Below are 17,446 nucleotides of genomic sequence, written 5' to 3'. Positions count from 1 at the left end.
CGAGAGGATGCGGAGAATCCGCGGTTTGGCCCGGCCGGGAAAACCCGGTAGGGAGCCGCTACCCGGCCGCGCAGCGCGGACAACGCGGGAACGGCGGCGCCAGCAACTGCAGGGCTCGTGCTGCTTGCTGGGGCACGACGCCGTTCCCGAGCGCGGTGAGCTGAGCCGGGCGTCCAAGTCCCGGGGTGGCGGTGACCCAGCCGGCGTCGAGGCCCTGCATCCACTCGACGAAGTCGGCACGGAGGCGACCGGCCGCGTCCGTGGGCGCCGGCGCGGGGCGGGTGAGCGTCTCCCATCGGGCGATGGCGGCTGCGTACGCTCCCCATGGCCGCTCGACTCCTCGGCTTCCGGGGACCGCTCCGCCCACAGCGGCAGGACCACCGCCGACAGGGGAGGCCGCCACCCCTTGCCGGGGCGGCGGCCCGGGGTGCCCGTGCCGCTGCCCCGGGGTGTGGGCAGCAGCGACGCCGCCGCACTGGGCAGGGTCATGTCCCCATTGCCGTGGCGCTGGTTGGGAGATCCCTTGATCTCGTCCGACGCCTTCGGGGTCGGCAGCAGGAGCCACTCGACCTCGTCGGCCAGGTTCGGACCGTGACCCCCGCTCTTCCTCTTGGCCGGGTGCTGGGAGCCGCCGTTCTTGCCGATGTTGCTGGTCGGCGTCTTGAGGAGGGTCCCCGGCGGGCCAGGCCGTGAGGAAGGTCCGCTCGCGCCGGTGCGGGGCTCCGACGTCAGAGGCGCGAAGCACGAGCCACTTCGCGTCGTACCGGAGGTCGGCCAGGGGGCCGAGTACGGCACCGAGTGCCCGCAGAGGAGGCTGACCTGCGGTGTCTCCCAGACACCACGGGCAGTGTTCCACGTCGCCAGGGGAACCGGCGGGGGAGGTGAGGAGGCCGCGCACATTCTCGATCACTACCAAGCAGGGTCGGAGGGCCTCGACCGCACGGGCGACGTGCAGCCACAGCCCCGAGCGGGTCTGGGAGTTGAGTCCGGCCCGGCGGCCGGCGACCGAGACGTCTTTGACAGGGGAAGCCGGCCGTCAGGACGCACACGCGGGGGACGCTGGACCAGTCGACGTTCGTGATGTCGCCCAGGTTGGGGACGCCGGGCCAGTGGCGGGCCAGGATGCGCGAGGCGTTCGGATCGACCTCCGCGTGCCAGGCCAGGGTGCCGCCGAGAGCGGCCTGCACGCCCAGGTCGAGGCCGCCGTACCCGGAGCAGAGCGACCCGATCAGCGGAGGGCGGTAGACGGTGACGGGCATGTCACCGGCCCCGTACGGTCCGAGGCACGAGAGCCGTCGCCGACGCTGCGGGGGCAGTCGGTACGGCCTCATACACGGCAGTCGTGGTCCGGCCGAGGGCGGCCCGGAGCCGCGAGGACGGCGGCGAGACCGCCGTCGAGGCGGCGTGCAGGGAGTCGGCCGCTTCCCGTAGGGCCGTGTCCGCCGTCCCGAGCGCCTCGTCGATCACCCGCCCCGCCGCCTCACGAGCATCCCGGGTGTCGGGCCGGTCGTGCAGATGCTCGGTCCGTTCCAGGAATGCGAGCTGCTGCGCCACTTCCCCGAGGGCCGCTGCCGCCTCACCGGCAGGCCGTACGGCGGCGGAGAAGCTGGACACGGCCAGGGAAGTGCGAGAGCGGTGTTCCCTGTTGACGGTGCGGAAGAGGACCTCGTCGCCCAGCTCGGTGATCAACTTGCCGAGTTCGGAGATCTGCTGGGCGACGGCGACGCTGCCGGGGAGGCGGTGAGGGTCGCCGGAGACCGGGAGCTTGCCGCGCTGGGCATCGAAGGCCGAGGCCGTGGCACGTATGGCCAGGGCGTCGGCGAGAGGGTTCGTGGGCACGATGAATTCCTGTACGTGAGGACGAGCGGTGGATAGGGGGTGTCAGCTGTGGTTGCGCGAGGGCGGGCGCGCGGCGGTCGGGGTGGGCCTGGGGCCGAGCTGGCCCGGTGGAGACGGAGCGGGGCGCGGCGTACTGCGGGTGAGGGCCGCGTGCACCCGTGCCGGTGGTGGCTCGCTCAGGGAAGGAGCGGTGGCTGGCGCTCGGGAGGCTGGCCGGCCGTTCGCGGTCTGCCAGCGGGCGCGGACCTCGTCGAGCGGACCGAGCGCGTGCAGGGCGTGGTTGATGAGCCGACCGGGGGCCAGGGTCTCGTCCTCGGCAAGGGCGCGGACGGCGCGGGCGGAGGCGGCTGCGGTGCGCGTGAGGGAGGAGCGCATCACCTGCTTGCCGAGCCACTCGGCGTCACCGGCCCCCACGCCGTCGCAGATGGCGGCGAACCGGTCCTCGGACAGCGTGCCGTCGGCCAGCAGGCCGCGCCGCTGGGCCTCCCAGAGCAGGGTGATCCGGTCGATGGGCTCGCACCGGTGGTGCAACGCCCCGAGGCACCGGTAGAGCTGCCCGTGGACCGGGTCGGCGAAGTCCCCCGGACGCAGCCAATCCACCACCTCGTCCACGGCCCCTGGCCGTTCGACGAGGACGGTCAGAATGAACTCCTCGTCCTCGGCAACCCGATCGGCCTGAGCCGGCGGAAGGGCGGACGGGGCGGTGGCCGGCGGCGTCGCGGGCGCGACCGGTCGCGGTTCGGTGCCCCACCGCCGGGCGAGATCGGTGAGCACCCCCGTGAGGACGTCCGCGTAGTGCAGCGCTCCCTCGACCTCGCCTCGCAGGGCGCCCGCGCGAGCCTCCTGGTGAAGACAGATCGCGTGCTGGGTGACGGTGCGGTGGATCGCCCCCTCCAGCACCATGCGGCCGTACACCGGAGCGTGCGCCGGACGCGGACAGGCCGAGACCAGGAGATGGGCGTACGACGCCGTCAGCCCCCTGACGTGGAGGCCGGCCTCGTTGACAGCGTCGGTCACCCACGCCAGCGGCACCGGCCCCTCGCCCTCCACCGCGGGGTGGCCATCGCCTCGGAGCTTGCACAGCGCGGCGAACAGTGCTTGGTGGACCGGCCGGTAGAAGTGATCCGGCGCGAGCCACTCCAGGTGCGAGAGCTGGCCCGGGTCGAGCAGCACCGCGCCGAGGAGCGCCTGCTCGGCATTCAGCAGCGGGTTCATCGACGACCTCGTGTGCTGGAAGCGGACGGCTCACTCGGTCGGGCACGCAGATCGGCGACCGCCCGGTCGGCGGCGGCCACCGCCTCGGCGAAGTCGTCCAGCACGGTGGCGAAGGAGGGATCGGCGACGGGAACCGACCCGGCATCATCGGAGACCAGCCACCACCGGCCCTCGCGCAGGACGACCGGCGACTGCGCCAGCCGCGCGGAACGCGGCATGGGCGCGTTCATGCCGACAGCCCGAAGTCGTCGTGGCCGACGGTCTTTGCCAAGGCCCGCTCGGTGATCGCCTTCGTGGCGCGGGCGGAGGCCGGCCCGACCACCTTGGCAGAGGGCTCCTTGTACCAGGGCCGGATGCTGAGCATGGCGATCCGCAGGCCGGTGGCCAGCAGTAGCACCTTGCCCTTGGGCAGGGCGCGGATCGCGTCGGGCGGCAGGATCCGCTCGGTGCGCATGCTCACCGAGGTGGACTTGCCGCCCTCGCTCGTCGAGACCGAGACGGTCTGGACGTCGTGGTCGCCGACCTGTCGGCTGAGGCGGTCGGCGAAGTCGGCGTCGTCGATGCCCGATCCGACGATCTTGACGGTGGCGGCGGACCAGAGGGCGTCCATCCCGGCCTCGCCCCAGCACCGCTGGCCCTGCCGGTAGGACTGCAGGATCGTCATCGGGATGACGCCCCGGCTGCCCAGGTGGCTGTACAGGTCCGGGAGATCGCTGATGCGGCACACGTTGGCGGCCTCGTCGAGGACGCACAGGGCAGGCGGGTCGAGCCGTCCGCCGGAGCATTCGGCGACGATCACGGCCGCGCGCATCACGGCGTCGGCCGCTGCCGCGATGATCGCGGACGCGCTGCCTCCGCCGTCCTTGCTCAGCAGGTACAGCGTGTCGCGGGAGGTGGCGAAGGCGAGGGGCTTGAACTCGGGGAGGTCCTCGCTCGGGGTGACCCAGGCGGCGACGTCCGGGTCGAGCAGGCAGCTCGCGTACTGCCTCGCCGTCTCATAGATGCCGTCGCGGGTCTCGGTCGCGCCGGAGACCGTGCCCTGGAGCTGGGCTGCGACAGCGTCGTGGTCGGCGTCGGTGAGCAGGTCGACCGGGGTCCGGTCGGCGGGGGAGGCGAGCCAGGCCAGCACGTCGGTGATCGGCCGTCGATGGCTCGAGGCCGCCAGGAACAGGGCGCTGAGGGTATTGGACGCGGCGGTGGACCAGAAGTCGGAGCCGCTCGTCTCGTCCACGCTCGCCGCGACGAAGTGCCCGGCCAGCCGCTTCGCCCCGGCCAGGTCGCGGGCGTCGGCCAGGATGTCCCACCACATCTGGCGCGGATGGTGGGCGATCTGCTGGGGGTCGAGTGTCCAGACCGTGCCAACCTCGGCTCGGGCGTCCACCGTGGCGGTGAACGCGTCGTTCGCGGCCTTGTTGCTGGTGAGCAGGACCGGGCCGGGGGCTGCGAGGATCGCGGGGATCGCCAGTCCGGAGGTCTTCCCGCTGCGCGGGGCCATGATCGCGACGATCACGTCTTCCCAGGAGGCTCGGACTTCGGCCTGGCCCGGGTCGAGGGTGCCGAGCAGGATGCCGCGGTCGGCGGGAGCGACCTCTTTACACTCCCGGCCGCTCAGGGACGGCCGTAGGCTCTTTGCCTTGACGGTGATCTCCTTGTCCAGCAGCGGGGCCAGGTCGCCCTTGCGGGCAAGACCGGTCTTGGAACCGGAGCGCCAGCGCATCCACAGCACCAGGCCGGTGGTGATCAGCGCCAGGGTGAGCAGGCCGGGCACGACGCGGACGCCGACCAGCAGCGCGGTGGTACTCAGGGCTGGCCACAGCACCTCGGGGTGCAGCAGGGTGTCGGTGGCGCGGAACGGGGGCCACGGGCCGCTTCCGACGAGGGAGTTGGTGAGGTTGCCGGTCAGCCAGGCGAGGGAGCCGAAGGCCATGGCGGCGCCGAGGACGCCGAACAGAAGGTAGAGGAGCGCGTCGGAGCCGGTGATGGTCGACGGCGCACTGGTGCGCGGGGAAGGCACGGGAGGTTCCTTGGGGTGCGAGCGGGCGGGGCGGGGCGCGCTCGGCTCTCGTGCAGCTCACGGGCCTACTCCTTGCGGATCGAACGGAACGCTTCATTGGGATCAGCGGTCGCGGGAGAACGCGATGCGCGGGTCGACCGGCCGGGCCGCCGGTACGGAGTTGGCGGGAGCGGGCATCGGCGCCTTGCCCGGGAGACCGGCGAGGGTCGGGCTGGCGGCGAGCGCGGCGGCCCTGATCGGAGAACTACGGCCAACACCCTGGATGCGGTCGCGGGACGAGGCGGGCGCGGGGCGGTGGCGGGCCGCTACGTCCTGGGCGAGGCGGGGCTGCACCGCAACCTGGACACCGGAACGGTGCAGAGCCAGCGTGGCGTTGGCGACCTTCCCCAGGGCCTCGTCGCGGCTGGTGGCGGCGGGCAGTGTGTAGACGTCTAGGCGGTGATCGTGCCGCCAGCCGTGCTCGACCACGGCGAGTCCGGTGAGCCCGGAGGCGCGGCTGTCGACGGCCGCGACGATGCCGAGCCGTGGATGCTCGGCGAACGCGACATCTGGCTCGGCATGCGGAGCCCGGGACGGCATGGGCCCCGCGCCGGGTACCAGGGAGGGGTTGAACACGGCGTCCGTGTCGACCCGGAAGCCGGCGTTGCGCAGCAACGCGATGGCCCGGGTGGCGCGGCCCTGCCCGTCACGCTGCTGGTCGGTCAGGGCGTACAGGGTCGGCTCGCCTAGGACGGGGCGGAAGTCGAGCCGCTCCAGCATCCAGGTTCCGGCGGCGAGGTTCTTGGGGTTCGCGGCGACGATGCCGTAGTCGGGGTGGCGGCCGACGGTGACGTCGGCAAGCAGTTCTTCGGCGGAGGTGGGCAACACGGCTGATCCATCCGGTGCGGGCTCGATGACGAGGGAGGTCGAGGGCCGGAACGGTTCTGCTGGTGAGAGGCATACGGCGTACTCCGAGACGGGAAGAGATCAGCGACCAGGGGTGGTGGAGGGACGTACGGGTGGCAGCGCGGGACGCGCCAGGTGCGTGCGGACCGTGCGCGGTCCGGCCGACGGCGAGGGCGCGAGAGCAGCGCTCACCCGTGGCTGAGCAGAGGCCGGCAGGGCGGTCCGGTCTATCGGACTTCGGCCCTTGGACGTGAGCAGGGCCGAGTCGCACAGGACGGTGAACCCCTGGTCCTGCAGCGCGGCGAAAGCCTGGGTCACCGCCCGCCGTTGCTCGGTCGGATCGGTCATGGCCGTGGGCAGCCGGTGGTAGCGCTCCCCGTCGAATGAGACGGCGGCGATGAAACCCGCACGGTGGAGCACGGCGTCGGCGACGCGCTCCTGCGAGGAGCGCTGCTGCTCGGGGCGTGGCGGCACGCCGAGCTGGTCCAGGCGTGTGTCGACGGCGGCGAGCAGACTCGGGATGCTGCCGCCGTACCGGGCGTCAGGGCCGCCAGGTTCCGAGTCGTAGACCTCTTCGTACACCGAGGGCGCGGTGTCCCTGTGGCGGATTGCCGTCCAGCTCTCGGGGAACTCGGGGTCCTCGCTGGGCGGTTCCTGCGGCGGCGAGATGATCAGCGAACTGCCGTCGGGGAGGGCGGCGTGGACGATGTAGTCGCTCAGGCCGTATTCGACGGTGACCTCCAGGCCGCGCTGGCGGAGGGGAGCGGTGAGGCAGCCGTACCCGTGATCCTCTTTCGGATCCTCGGAGACAACAGGCGAGGAGGAGATGCTGGTCCACGCGGTGATGTGTGGTCCCTCTCGCTCGAAGGTGATCAGCGGGTTGTACTGGTGCATGGGCTTTCTCCGCGATGGGGTGTTCCAGCGGTCGGCGGCGCGGGCTGCGGGCACGCGGTGCTGGGCGGGCGGTGGTCTACGAGGATCTGGCGATCGGAAGGTTTGGTCCCGCCGGGACTCGGTGCTACGGGCGTCAGCGGGAGCGCCCCGGCACCGGTGGGCCGGGTGCCGGTGGCGCCGGGGGAGAAGCGGGCAGGGGCCCGCGCCGGTCGGAGGTGGATCGGGCGAGGGCCACGCGTGCCTGTTCGGTCCGCGAGGACTGTTCGCGGTCCGCTCGGTCGGCCAAGTAGTCGGCGGCCCGTACGAGGGCCGGGCCTTGGAAGGCCAGCTCGTCCGCGTAGTGCCAGCCGTCGGCGTTGCGGTTCTCCTCCGCCTGGCTCTCGTAGAGCTTCCGCGAGCCGGGGAGCGAGGCGTCCATGAGGGCCATGATCTGGTCCCACTCGCGCTGGAGCTGTCCCGCCCGTTCCAGGGTGGTGTCGATCCCGCGCAGCCGGCGGAGGTCTTCGCTGGCCGGCCCCTCGACGTAGTCAGCTCCACGGGCGGCGGCGCGGACGCCGGCTAGGACTTCGGGACCGTGGGCGAGGAAGACCTCCACGTGTTTCCACGCCTCGGCGTCGCGTTTCACCTTGCCGTCCTCGTATCCCTGCTCGTCGACGGGCCAGCCGTCGCCGTCGCAGAAGGAGTCCGAGACCGCGTCCCAGGCTTCGGACGCCTGCCTGATCCCGGCGGCGGCGGAGGCCAGCGCCGGGCTGTGCCTCCGCCACGCCAGGCGGTCGGTGGACGGCGGCGGCGGATTCTCGGCCAGGCCGGAAGAACTGGGAGAAGCAGACATGATCGATCCTCCGGACGGACCCTACGCCGACATGCGGGCGTCGGTGTCGAACGGTTCGCGTTCGGCCGGGTGCAGGATGTGCTGCGTGATGAAGGAGCGGCCGGCGACCTTCCACAGGCCGCGGCCCTTGGTCAGGGCGGACACCGCCTGGGTCTCGACTCCGGTCAGGCCGAGCAGGGAGGTGGCGGCGGCGAGCTGGTCGGGCTCTTGGCGGTAGATGACGCGGGTGGAGCAGTCGGCCAGGAGGCCCTCGGCCAGCACCCGGCCGCGTGAACCGGCATCGCCCGCCGAGAGCAGATCGCTGAGCCGGTGGATGACCATCAAGTTCGCGATGCCGAGACCACGGGAGAGCTTCCACTGGCTCTGCATCCGTTCGAGCAGGCCGACGTGCCTCATCAGTCGCCACGCCTCGTCGTAGATCACCCAGCGCCGGCCGCCGTCGGGGTCGGCGAGGGCGGACTCCATCCACGCGCTCGCGCAGGTCATCGCGAGGACCAGGGCGGTGTCGTCTCCGGAGCCGCCGAGGCGGGAGAGGTCGATCGACAGCATCGGTGCGGTCGGATCGAAGGCCACCGTCGAGGGGGCATCGAACATTCCGCTGAGGTCGCCGTGCACCAGGCGGCGCAGGGCGTGCGCGAGGTCCTGGGCGGCCGACCCGAGGTGTCCGGCCTGGTGGCCGATGGCCCGGTCGAGGCGTTCGGGTGAGCCGAGAGCGTGCGCGATCTCTCCGAGCAGCGGCACGATGCCACGGGCGGTGGCCTCGGCGACGACCAGGTCGAGGGCGAGGTCGAGGGCGGTGTGCTCCATCGGCAGCAGGTCGCGCTTGAGGACGGTGCGTGCCAGGCCGGCCAGGAGCAGGAGACGGCGCTTTCGGACCTCGGTGGCCCAGTCGTCCTCGCTGACGGAGGCGGGCCGGGCCGGGGCGTCCAGCGGATTCAGCCGGCCCGGGAGGCCGGGGCCCAGGGCGATGCTGTAGCCGCCGAGGGCCTGTGCGACGCCGGTCCACTCGCCCTTGGGGTCGCAGGGGATGTAGATCCGGTAGCCGTGGGCGATCGACCGGGTGGCGATGGACTTCGCCAGCGCGGACTTGCCCATGCCGATGATCCCGGCGAGGACCGCGTTGGGGTTCGTGAAGCCCTCGATCCGGCCGCTGCTGTACAGCGAGAAAGGATCGAAGCAGAAGGCGGCTTCGGCGTGGACGTCGCGGCCGATGAAGATGCCCTCCGCCCCCAGGCCGCCTTCGGCCACGAAGGGGTAGGCACCCGAAGCGGTGGCGGTGGTCATTCGGTGGGCGGGCAGGCGGAGCTTGCCGCCCCGGGCCGAGGACGGACCGGGACGACCGGTCGGCGGGTAGGTCGGCCGCAGCTCCGGGTCGAGGGTTTGCTCGGCGCGGTGCTTGGGCGGTGTTCCGGCGAGGCGCGCCTGTCGGCGGGCTTCGGCGAATCCGGCTCGGGCGGCCCTCTGCTGGGCCCGCGAAGCGTTGTGCGGCACGTACAGGGGAGAGGCGCTGGCGCGGGTACGGGGCATGAATGTTTCTCCAGACAGGTGATGGAGTCAGCGGCGGACGAGGCCGGTGAACGGCGTGTGCAGGTCGGCCGGGGTGGTACGGCGGCGCATCAGGTGCGCGGCGCGCTGGTGGCGCTGGCAGATGGTCAGCTCCGGTGCCCCTTCGGGCAGGCCGGCCTGGCACGCCTCGGGCTCGGGTACCTCGCCCGAATCCGGCCGGGGCGCCGCGTGGTAGGCGGCGTGGAGGTGGTCGGCGGCCTGCCAGATGCGGGTGCGGGCGGCGCGAAGCTGGTCGCCTTCGATCGGCACGAGCTGACCGGTGCGGGCGGCGTGGGCGTCGAGCAGCCCGTGCACCGAGACGAGGTGCGCGTGCAGAGCGTCCAACTCGATCCGGGTGGTGACGAGCGGGCCGCCGGGGATGTTGAGCGCACGGTGGAAGTCGAGCGCGGCGGTGGCGAAGGGCATGAAGTCCTGCGCGATCGGGCTGGCGGTGCGGGACATGCGGGTGCTCTTTCGAAGGGAGGGAAGGGCCGGCGTCAGGCGGAGAGCGCGAGCGGCAGAGCGGCGGCGGTGAACGCTTCGGCCTGCTGCCAGGTCAGCGGCCGGACGTCGAGCTGGGCACCGACGGCGGCGGTCTCCACGACCGCGCAGGCGGAGCGGAGTTCGTCCTCGGAGTCGGCCGAGACGGTCAGCAGCCCGGTCAGGGCGACATCGGCGTGGCCCGCGATGAGCTGGCGCTCGCGGGACTTGATGTCCTGGTACTCGATCGAGTCCGCCTCGGAGTCGACCTGGCCGCGCCGGGCCCGCTCGGCTGCATCGGCGATCACACTGGCCTTCTTGCGCTGGACGTCGCGCAGCGCGGCGTCCAGTCCCTTCGGCTCGTAGGAGAGCGACAGCGTGCGCCGGACGCCGCCGGTGAACAGGAGCTGGTGCAGGAAGCCGGCCGACGTCTCGGTCCTCGGCCAGTTCTCCACCCAGTACGTGGCATGGACGGCCGAGTCGGTCGCGATGTGGTCCGCCTTCTCGACGACCACGACGGGTCCGGCGGCGGCGGACTCGGCCTCGGGACGGCCAGCGGTGGACCACCGGTCCAGCGCCGTGAGGGCCTTGGGGTCGTAGGCGGTGCGCACGACGGCGGCGATCTCGCGGGCGGTGAGCCAGCCGGTGGGGTTGAGCCCGGCGGTCCGCGCGGCCTGGTCGAAGGCGGATGTCAGCTGTGCCAGGACGCTGAAGGAGCCGGTCAGGCCACCGCCGGCCTGGTTGATCAGCCGTCGCGCGGCCTTGGTGTCCAGCGCCACCGCGACGTATGCCTCGTGGGGTGCCGCTGCCGGGCCCGCGCTCTGGATCAGCTCGCTGTAGATCGCGCCAGCCATGGGGGCGTGGGGTCGGCCGTGTTCTTCCCAGTAGCGGCGCAGCGTGTCACCGGAGTCCGGGACGGTGCGCTCGATCACCTGGATGCGGGCGACCTGCCCGGTACGGGCCAGCGCGGCCAGCGCGCGTCCCCAGCCGCTGACATTGGCCTGCTGGGTGCCCGGGTCGAGCAGCGCGTAGGCACGGGAGGAGACCTTGACCACGGCGGTCAGCGTGCCGCGGTGGGGATCGTGGACCGCACCGTACCGGCCGTCGGGGGCGGTGACCACGCGCAGGCTGGCGGCGGTGCCGGGAAGGTGGAGGAGTCCCTCGCGGGTCGGCCGACGGGAGGGCCGCGTGAGCCAGACGAGCTGGCCGCGCATCCGGCGCAGGCCGTACCGGGTGACGATCGGAGCCCACTCCGCCAGGGCACGGCCACGGTGGCGGACGAAGACGAACAGGGCGATGACGGCCCACAGCGGGATGAGCGGGAGGGCACCGACCACGCCGCGGGTGAGGACGACGGCGAGAAGGAGAAGGCCGGTGAGGCTGGCGACGATCAGCTGCGGGGCGGTCAGCCCGAGCAGGATGCCGCGCCTGCTGCGGTGGGGGAACTTCACGGTGGCCGTAGGGGCCTGGTGCTTGCCGGACATGGTGGTTCCAGACGGTGGGAGCGGGCGAAGGACGGGGCGCGCGGCGCTCTTCTGGAGGTCATGAGGGGACTCCTCTGCTGGTCGGTCAGGGTGGGGCGGGCCGTGGTGTACAGCCCGCCCCGGGTGTGATGGGTCAGGAACCCGACGGCGGCTGGGTGGGGAACACCCAGTTCGTCGGCGTCGGAGAACCGGTGGCCGACGGTCCGGCGGGAGGTGGCGGCACAGTCACGGGGCCGACAGGCGGCAGGGAGGTCATGCTGCCGCCCGGTGCCGACGCGCCGACGAGATGGTCGGAACTGCTGGTGACGCCGTGGACGGCCACCTCGGACCCTTCCGCTTCGTCTGTGCCAGGACGCGTGATCAGCGGTGGGATCCCGGGCCGCTGGATGAGGGCCCGGCCCTTGTCGCCGGTGGCGTTCGGGTCCTCGCCGTAGCGGAAGCGGGTCTGCTGCTTGGGCGGACCGGCGTCGATGCCCTCCTTGCTAAGGGTGCCGCCGGCGGGGTTGATGCCGGAGGCGACGCCATCGGCGCCCGCACCGGGGACCTGGTTCGGCCCCTGGGGAGCGGGGGCGCCGGTGCCGGCCTGCATCGCCAGGGTGGCCGCGGTCTTCGCCGCCCCGGCGGCGACCGCCATGCCGGCGACGCCGGTGCGGTGCAGGTCGTCGTGGCCGCCGCCGTCGCTGGCCCAGTGCACGAACTTGTACGTCGCATACGGGCAGAGCAGCACGAGGACCATCACGACGATGCCCGCCATCGCGTCGGACAGGGCGGCCATCCCGTCGCTCGCGTCGCTCTTGCCCATGGCGGAGACGCCGATCAGGAAGACCACCGTCATCAGGAGCTTGGAGACGATCAGGGTGGCGGTGGCCTCGATCCAGCCGCGCCGCCACCGCTTGGCGACCTCCCAGCCACCGCCGGCTCCGGCGAACACGGCGAGCGAGACCATGATCAGGACGCCGACCTTGCGGGCGACCATGACGCCCCAGTACAGGAAGGCGCCAATCGCGCACCCGAGGGCGACCAGGGCTGGGACGCCCCAGCCGAGGCCGTACATCGCACCCAACTGATTGACCTTCACCACGCGCCGGATCGCGTCGTCGACGGAGGTGTTGGCTGCATGGAACAGTCCGTCGGAGAGGGCGTCGACCACGGTGATGGCGACGGTAGTGAAGGCGATGGCGGAGAAGCTGAAGAGGACGCCGGTCATGGTGCCGAACGCGGCCTGAGCAAGAGCGCGTTCATCGCGTCGCCAGGCCGCGGTCATGAGCTGGATGCAGAAGATGCCGACGGTCAGAGCGAGCCCGATGGGCAGCAGGAGCTCGTAGTTGTCCCGGAACCATCCGGCGTTGAGGTCGATCGCGGTCGTCTCGTTGACGGCCTTCGCGGCGAGATCGGCCGCGCTGGCCGCCAGTTCACCCATCGACTTCGCGATCCACGCGCCGATGCCGTCGGTGACGGTTCCGGCGGGGTTGGTGGCGAAGTCGACGGCTCCGCACACCTTGTCCATCAGCGGGAAGTCGCAGACTCCCATGGCGATACCTCCTTTCCTGAACGGGGATTAGGGCGCGACGGACGGCATGACGCCGACCAGGGCACAGGGACGGTCGGGCCGACACTGGACCGCGAGGGTGGTGGCACGGCTCTCCGCGCCGCCGGCGGGCGAGCCCTTCCAGGCGATCGACTGCTTGCCGGAGACCGTGACGGCGTAGACGTACGCCTCGGTGATCGCGCCGGGGTCTTCCTGCAGGGCCCGGGTGAACGCGTTCGGGAAGTGTCCCTCGTGCACGTTGGCGGTGGCGAACTGGCCGTTGGCGGCCATCTCCTTCCACAGCACCGCCGAGGGGACGACCTTGTCGACCGAGGCCGGGTCGGCGTACTTGGTCTCCGTGGTCAGCCACCCGTGCAGAGCCTTCCGCAGCTCGGGCTGCGAGTACGCGCGGGTGTCGTAGGACCACATCGCTGCTGCGGCTGCCTTCCCGTACGCGATCGGGTCATGGGTCTTCGGCGGGACGGGAAGGGCACGAGGAACTGTGTGCGGAGTGGACGACCCGGATGCCGAAGGGGCCGAAGAGGGGCCCGAGGGTGAACTCGGCGGTGGAGCAAGGGATTCGGAAGGGCCCCTGCCGTCGCGGGTGAGGTACGCGGCCAGGCCGGCGAGGGCGACGAGCACCACCAGGACGACGGTGCCGAGCAGCGCCCGGCGCCGCACGCGAGGTGCGCCGCCGGGGTGGGTGGAGTGCTGACTCATCAGTGGACCTGCGTCCCCAGCGTGCTGAAGAAGGCCACCACGCCGTTCGCCGCGCCGAGCAGAAGGGCCGCGCCGGCGCTCACCAGCACGCCCTTCTTGCCGTTGGCCTCCGCCTGGTGGCCGCCGGAGTGGTGACCCCAGGCCCAGACGCCCGCGCTGACTGCGAGGGCGCCGACCACGGCGATGAGCCCGAAGAGATTGATCGAGCCCATCACCTGCTTGAGGACGGACAGGCCCGGCAGACCGCCCTCGTTCGGCTTGATTCCGGGATCGTAGGCGAGCTGAATGACCTGGTCAGCGAGATACATGGGGAACTCCAGTTCGATTGCATGCACGTCAAAGCCCGCTGGGGCGAAGCGGCGGTGCGAGGAAAGGGGAAGGGGGGAGAAGCGCCGGTCAGACGACTCGGCGGGCCGCGAGAATCCGCGGTTTCCAGGAGGCGAGGGTCGTGATGCGGACCACGTCGCCGGTGCGCGGGGCGTGGACGATCAGGCCCTGCCCGATGGCCATCCCGACGTGCTCGGGTACGGAGGCCGTCCCCTCGGTGAAGAGCAGGTCACCCGGCTGAAGAGCATCGACCGACACCGCCTTGCCCTCCTTGACCTGCGTGTACGTCGTCCGCGTCAGGGTGACCCCGGCGGCCTTGTACGCCTGCTGCATCAGAGAGGAGCAGTCACACCGGCCCATGGCGTCCTTGCCGTGGGAGCTCGTGCAGGTCCCGCCCCACTGGTATGGCGTGCCGAGCTGGCCGAGCGCCCACCGGATCGCCGTCTGGACCTCCGGAGGAGCGTTGGCGGGGATCTTGTACTCGGGCGGCAGCGCGCCGGGCGGGATGGTGCCGAAGTCGGTCCCGTCCCCCTCGGCACTGCAACCGCCCGCGATACCAGGCGAAGGGCTGCCGGTGCCGGCCGAGCCGGACGGCGAAGGGTCCGGTGACGCGCCACCGGCCTTCGGCAGCAGGGGCTCGATGGCCTTCTGTAGAGCGGTAGCAAGCGGCTCCCACTTGGCGTACGCCTCCGGGAAGCCCGACCTCTGCACCGCCTGCGCGGCCTGCGTGACGGACAGGGACTGCCAGCCCGAGACGTTCTTGAGCCCCTCGTAGAACTTGGTCGAGGCGTGCACCGGGTCGAGGATCTCGTTCGCCGTGCCCCAACCCATCGACGGACGCTGCTGGAAAAGCCCCAGCGAGTCGCGGTCGCCGTAGGTCAGGTTCCGAAGGCCGCTCTCCTGCAGGGCGGTCGCCAGGGCCACGACCTGCCCGCGGGCCGGGATGTTCATTGCGACGCCGGTGGCCTGGATCGTCTTGGCGTTGGGCACCTGCTCGACCGGGTCGTCCAGGCCCGGCACGGAGACCGATCCCTTGTCTCCGCCGTCCAGGATGGCCTTCACCTGGGCGGCGACGGCGGCGGTATCCACATCCTGTGCCCCGGCGGTCGAGCAGGCGGCCGAGGCGGTCCCGGCCCCGATGGCGAGAATCGGAACGGCCAGCAGCAGCGGAGCGGTTGCGCAGAGACCGACGACGCCCTTGGTGGTCTTCTTCATCGCCGCCACCGTTCACCGAGGCGGCGGTGCCGGCCGGGTGACGGCGTCGGGTCGGAGCGCGGAGGTATCAGGGCATGCTGCATCGCAGCGGCTCCTCGGTGTTCGTAGGAGGCGCGGTGCCGACTTCTCGTGCAAAGCCGTCGGCACCGCGCCGATGTGCATCCGCCGCTCGGGCGGGCCCGGGTCAGAGGAGTTGGTAGCTCCCGGACGCCGGTCTCAGGTCATGCGCGGCAGCCAGCCGCGCTCGTAATCTCAGGCGGTACACAGGGGCTCCTGACGGTGTGCGGGAAGGAAGAGGGCAACGTGCCTCCGATACCGCTCGACTGGACGAGACAGCACGGATAAGTACAGGTCAGCGGGGTGGAGCGAGGCTCCTGCCCGGTGACACGGCGAGACAGTAGACAGGGATTCCGGCCGCACCAAACGACTCCCGGACCGGGGCCGCAGCACGGCCCGCCTCGTTAGGTGCGGCCGGTGATCGCCGCTAACCTCCAGCACAACCCCGCCCCGGAAGGACGCCGTTGAGCCCTGCCCGGAGCGGTCCCGGCCCTGCCATGCCCTGAGAGAGGCCCTTCCCATGAGCTACACGCTGCACCGAGGCGACGCCCTGACCGTGCTGAAGTCTCTTCCGGACGAGAGCGTCAACGCCGTGATCACCGACCCGCCGTACAACTCCGGCGGCCGGACGAGCTCGGAACGCACCGGACGGACCGCGCGCGCCAAGTACGTCACCAGCAACAGCGCCCACGACCTCGCCAACTTCCCCGGTGAGAACCGCGACCAGCGCTCCTACCGCTCTTGGCTGACCGAACTGCTCACCGAGGCGTACCGGGCCTCGACCGAGCACGCGGTGGCCATGGTCTTCTCCGACTGGCGCCAGGAACCGACCACGTCCGACGCCCTACAGATGGCCGGGTGGACCTGGAGCGGCACCATCCCGTGGATCAAGCCCGCCAGCCGGCCCCGCAAGGGCGGGCCGAAGCAGGACTCCGAGTTCATCATCTGGGGCGTCAAGGGATCCCTCGACAACACCCGCGACCTCTACCTGCCCGGCCACTACATCGCCTCCCAGCCCCGCAAGGACCGGGTGCACATCACCCAGAAGCCCGTCGGGATCATGCAGCAGCTCGTACAGGTCTGCCCCGAAGGCGGCACCGTCCTCGACCCCTTCACCGGCAGCGGCTCCACGGGCGTCGCAGCCCTTCGCGAGGGACGTCGCTTCGTGGGCGTCGAGCTGTCCTCGCACTACGCCGACGTGGCCGAGCAGCGGCTCCGCGCCGAGCTGACCAAGGACGACTTCGACCTGGCCGGACCGGAGGCGTGACCATGAGAGCGGAGAGAGCCCGGGGCCGGCGGGCCGCAGACGCCGAAGGGCGGCTGGTGCATCGAGAATCCGATGCACCAGCCGCCCTTCTCGTTGCGTCACGCCGCCTCGAACGCCCGCCGGATCAACGGCGCCGCCTTCTCAAGGTCCGCCGCCGAGGCGAGACGCACCTCCAGGTCCCCGGTCCCCAGGTGTCCGACGCCGCGCATGTCCCGGGTGAAGCCCTCCTCCAGCACGACCGAGTCCGGGTCGAGTCTGAGATAGACCAGGATCGCCCCGTGCTTCGGACGGAAGATCACCGATGCCACGTTCACCAGCCGTCGGTAGGCGATGTAGTGCCGCAGCGGCGCCACCTCGACCTCGCCCCACGCCGTGAGCGCCTCGTCCAGCTCCGCGTACAGGTCCCGCAAGGAATCCGGCACTAGGCTGGCACCCGTAGGCATAGGAGTCGCCGGTGCCGCCTGCACGCTGCCGACCACCGCGTCCCGCTCCCGGCTCCGCCGAGACGAAGGGACGCTCGGCGAGCCGGGCAAGGAATCGACAAGCAGCAGACTCAGCAGGCCGCCATCGAAGACCCGGTAGCGCACCAGATCGATGCGCTCGGGCAACCACTGCACGGCCACACGGTCATGGTGGGAGAAGCCCGCCGCGATGCAGACCATCCGCGGACGCTGCCAGTCGATCGACTCGGCCGCATCCGCGCCCAGCACCTTCCGGACCAGCGCCTCGAACTCGTGCTGCGCCGAACGCAGCCAGGATAGGTACGAGACGGCCTGCGACAGCACCCCGCTGTCGGAACCCTTCTTGAACTCGATCACCACCGGGCTGCCGTTCTCATCCAGCCCCAGCGTGTCGATCCGCCCTCGATGCCACGGACCGGTCGCGTACTCCGACGCCACGAACCGGATACCGAGCATCTGCTCCAGACCCGCCTCGACCCGCCGCTGCAGCTCCACCTCCAGCGCCACCGTCGAACCGGACAGCTCGACATCCCGCCCGTCCGCGTCCTGCCGGAACAACATCAGCTCGGCCACCAGCGTCCCCCTCCGTGATCACTACAAGAGGAGCAATCGAAACCGGCCTGCGGGTATTCCAGCGGATACCTGCGTCTCCTGTCTCGTCGGGCTACCGCTCGCTGTTTCTC

At 71.6% G+C, this 17,446-nt stretch carries 16 protein-coding genes and 2 pseudogenes; 1 reads left to right on the top strand and 17 read right to left on the bottom strand.

The features are described from left to right. Positions 1-58: 58 nt before the first annotated feature. The 16 genes and pseudogenes from ACGF15_RS03160 to ACGF15_RS03085 all read right to left on the bottom strand — a co-directional run. Positions 59-964 (bottom strand): annotated as a pseudogene (locus tag ACGF15_RS03160) (DNA cytosine methyltransferase); the annotation flags it as partial. A 121-nt stretch (positions 965-1,085) separates the two neighbouring features. Continuing rightward, a pseudogene (locus tag ACGF15_RS03155) lies at positions 1,086-1,259 on the bottom strand (DNA cytosine methyltransferase); the annotation flags it as partial. 1 nt (position 1,260) lies between these two features. Next, complete coding sequence (locus ACGF15_RS03150; RefSeq protein WP_392796719.1) at positions 1,261-1,839, bottom strand: hypothetical protein; 579 nt, start codon at positions 1,837-1,839, stop codon at positions 1,261-1,263. Between the two features lie 42 nt (positions 1,840-1,881). Then, positions 1,882-3,054, bottom strand: a complete 1,173-nt coding sequence (locus tag ACGF15_RS03145) for a DnaB-like helicase N-terminal domain-containing protein (RefSeq protein WP_392796718.1) — start codon at positions 3,052-3,054, stop codon at positions 1,882-1,884. Next, positions 3,051-3,272, bottom strand: a complete 222-nt coding sequence (locus ACGF15_RS03140; RefSeq protein WP_392796717.1) for a hypothetical protein — start codon at positions 3,270-3,272, stop codon at positions 3,051-3,053. The genes ACGF15_RS03145 and ACGF15_RS03140 overlap by 4 nt, the downstream gene beginning before the upstream one ends. An 8-nt stretch (positions 3,273-3,280) precedes the next feature. Beyond that, complete coding sequence (locus ACGF15_RS03135) at positions 3,281-5,068, bottom strand: type IV secretory system conjugative DNA transfer family protein (protein WP_392796716.1); 1,788 nt, start codon at positions 5,066-5,068, stop codon at positions 3,281-3,283. A gap of 102 nt (positions 5,069-5,170) precedes the next feature. Beyond that, positions 5,171-5,935 (bottom strand): hypothetical protein, encoded by a 765-nt coding sequence (locus ACGF15_RS03130; RefSeq protein ID WP_392796715.1) that lies wholly within the window; start codon positions 5,933-5,935, stop codon positions 5,171-5,173. 99 nt (positions 5,936-6,034) lie between these two features. After that, the gene (locus tag ACGF15_RS03125; protein WP_392796714.1) at positions 6,035-6,847 is read right to left on the bottom strand and encodes a hypothetical protein; all 813 of its coding nucleotides are present in this window, start codon (positions 6,845-6,847) and stop codon (positions 6,035-6,037) included. Positions 6,848-6,980: 133 nt separating this feature from the next. Beyond that, positions 6,981-7,616, bottom strand: a complete 636-nt coding sequence (locus tag ACGF15_RS03120) for a hypothetical protein (RefSeq protein WP_392796888.1) — start codon at positions 7,614-7,616, stop codon at positions 6,981-6,983. An 84-nt stretch (positions 7,617-7,700) separates the two neighbouring features. Beyond that, complete coding sequence (locus tag ACGF15_RS03115) at positions 7,701-9,206, bottom strand: ATP-binding protein (RefSeq protein ID WP_392796713.1); 1,506 nt, start codon at positions 9,204-9,206, stop codon at positions 7,701-7,703. Positions 9,207-9,233: 27 nt separating this feature from the next. After that, positions 9,234-9,686, bottom strand: a complete 453-nt coding sequence (locus ACGF15_RS03110; RefSeq protein ID WP_392796712.1) for a DUF6238 family protein — start codon at positions 9,684-9,686, stop codon at positions 9,234-9,236. A 35-nt stretch (positions 9,687-9,721) separates the two neighbouring features. Next, positions 9,722-11,188: an SCO6880 family protein gene (locus tag ACGF15_RS03105; RefSeq protein WP_392796711.1), complete on the bottom strand. Its 1,467-nt coding sequence runs from the start codon at positions 11,186-11,188 to the stop codon at positions 9,722-9,724. 133 nt (positions 11,189-11,321) lie between these two features. Further along, the gene (locus ACGF15_RS03100) at positions 11,322-12,719 is read right to left on the bottom strand and encodes an ATP-binding protein (RefSeq protein WP_392796710.1); all 1,398 of its coding nucleotides are present in this window, start codon (positions 12,717-12,719) and stop codon (positions 11,322-11,324) included. A 27-nt stretch (positions 12,720-12,746) separates the two neighbouring features. Then, positions 12,747-13,436, bottom strand: a complete 690-nt coding sequence (locus ACGF15_RS03095) for a hypothetical protein (protein ID WP_392796709.1) — start codon at positions 13,434-13,436, stop codon at positions 12,747-12,749. Beyond that, entirely contained in the window at positions 13,436-13,744 is a 309-nt protein-coding gene (locus ACGF15_RS03090) for a DUF6112 family protein (RefSeq protein ID WP_030195549.1), read from the bottom strand. The genes ACGF15_RS03095 and ACGF15_RS03090 overlap by 1 nt, the downstream gene beginning before the upstream one ends. Positions 13,745-13,832: 88 nt before the next feature. After that, positions 13,833-14,978: a C40 family peptidase gene (locus ACGF15_RS03085; RefSeq protein WP_392796708.1), complete on the bottom strand. Its 1,146-nt coding sequence runs from the start codon at positions 14,976-14,978 to the stop codon at positions 13,833-13,835. Between the two features lie 577 nt (positions 14,979-15,555). Between ACGF15_RS03085 and ACGF15_RS03080 the strand changes: the two genes are divergently transcribed. Next, entirely contained in the window at positions 15,556-16,302 is a 747-nt protein-coding gene (locus ACGF15_RS03080; protein WP_392796707.1) for a DNA-methyltransferase, read from the top strand. Between the two features lie 98 nt (positions 16,303-16,400). On the opposite strand, the gene ACGF15_RS03075 is transcribed toward ACGF15_RS03080, so the two are convergent. Beyond that, positions 16,401-17,336, bottom strand: coding sequence for a DUF5655 domain-containing protein (locus tag ACGF15_RS03075; RefSeq protein ID WP_392796706.1), 936 nt, complete (start codon positions 17,334-17,336; stop codon positions 16,401-16,403). Positions 17,337-17,446: the final 110 nt, after the last annotated feature.

It is taken from the genome of Streptomyces sp. NPDC048001 (assembly GCF_043203115.1).
Classification (GTDB): Bacteria; Actinomycetota; Actinomycetes; order Streptomycetales; family Streptomycetaceae; genus Streptomyces; species Streptomyces sanyensis.
The sequence above is the reverse complement of the archived record's forward strand: the minus strand, read 5'-3'. Positions and strand labels throughout refer to the sequence as shown.

What these genes read in the sequence shown, in the direction of transcription:
- ACGF15_RS03145 (WP_392796718.1), bottom strand. Translation starts at nt 3,054, where the DNA reads ATGAACCCGCTGCTGAATGCCGAGCAGGCGCTCCTCGGCGCGGTGCTG.
- ACGF15_RS03140 (WP_392796717.1), bottom strand. Translation starts at nt 3,272, where the DNA reads ATGCCGCGTTCCGCGCGGCTGGCGCAGTCGCCGGTCGTCCTGCGCGAG.
- ACGF15_RS03125 (WP_392796714.1), bottom strand. Translation starts at nt 6,847, where the DNA reads ATGCACCAGTACAACCCGCTGATCACCTTCGAGCGAGAGGGACCACAC.
- ACGF15_RS03115 (WP_392796713.1), bottom strand. Translation starts at nt 9,206, where the DNA reads ATGCCCCGTACCCGCGCCAGCGCCTCTCCCCTGTACGTGCCGCACAAC.
- ACGF15_RS03110 (WP_392796712.1), bottom strand. Translation starts at nt 9,686, where the DNA reads ATGTCCCGCACCGCCAGCCCGATCGCGCAGGACTTCATGCCCTTCGCC.
- ACGF15_RS03105 (WP_392796711.1), bottom strand. Translation starts at nt 11,188, where the DNA reads ATGTCCGGCAAGCACCAGGCCCCTACGGCCACCGTGAAGTTCCCCCAC.
- ACGF15_RS03100 (WP_392796710.1), bottom strand. Translation starts at nt 12,719, where the DNA reads ATGGGAGTCTGCGACTTCCCGCTGATGGACAAGGTGTGCGGAGCCGTC.
- ACGF15_RS03095 (WP_392796709.1), bottom strand. Translation starts at nt 13,436, where the DNA reads ATGAGTCAGCACTCCACCCACCCCGGCGGCGCACCTCGCGTGCGGCGC.
- ACGF15_RS03090 (WP_030195549.1), bottom strand. Translation starts at nt 13,744, where the DNA reads ATGTATCTCGCTGACCAGGTCATTCAGCTCGCCTACGATCCCGGAATC.
- ACGF15_RS03085 (WP_392796708.1), bottom strand. Translation starts at nt 14,978, where the DNA reads ATGAAGAAGACCACCAAGGGCGTCGTCGGTCTCTGCGCAACCGCTCCG.
- ACGF15_RS03080 (WP_392796707.1), top strand. Translation starts at nt 15,556, where the DNA reads ATGAGCTACACGCTGCACCGAGGCGACGCCCTGACCGTGCTGAAGTCT.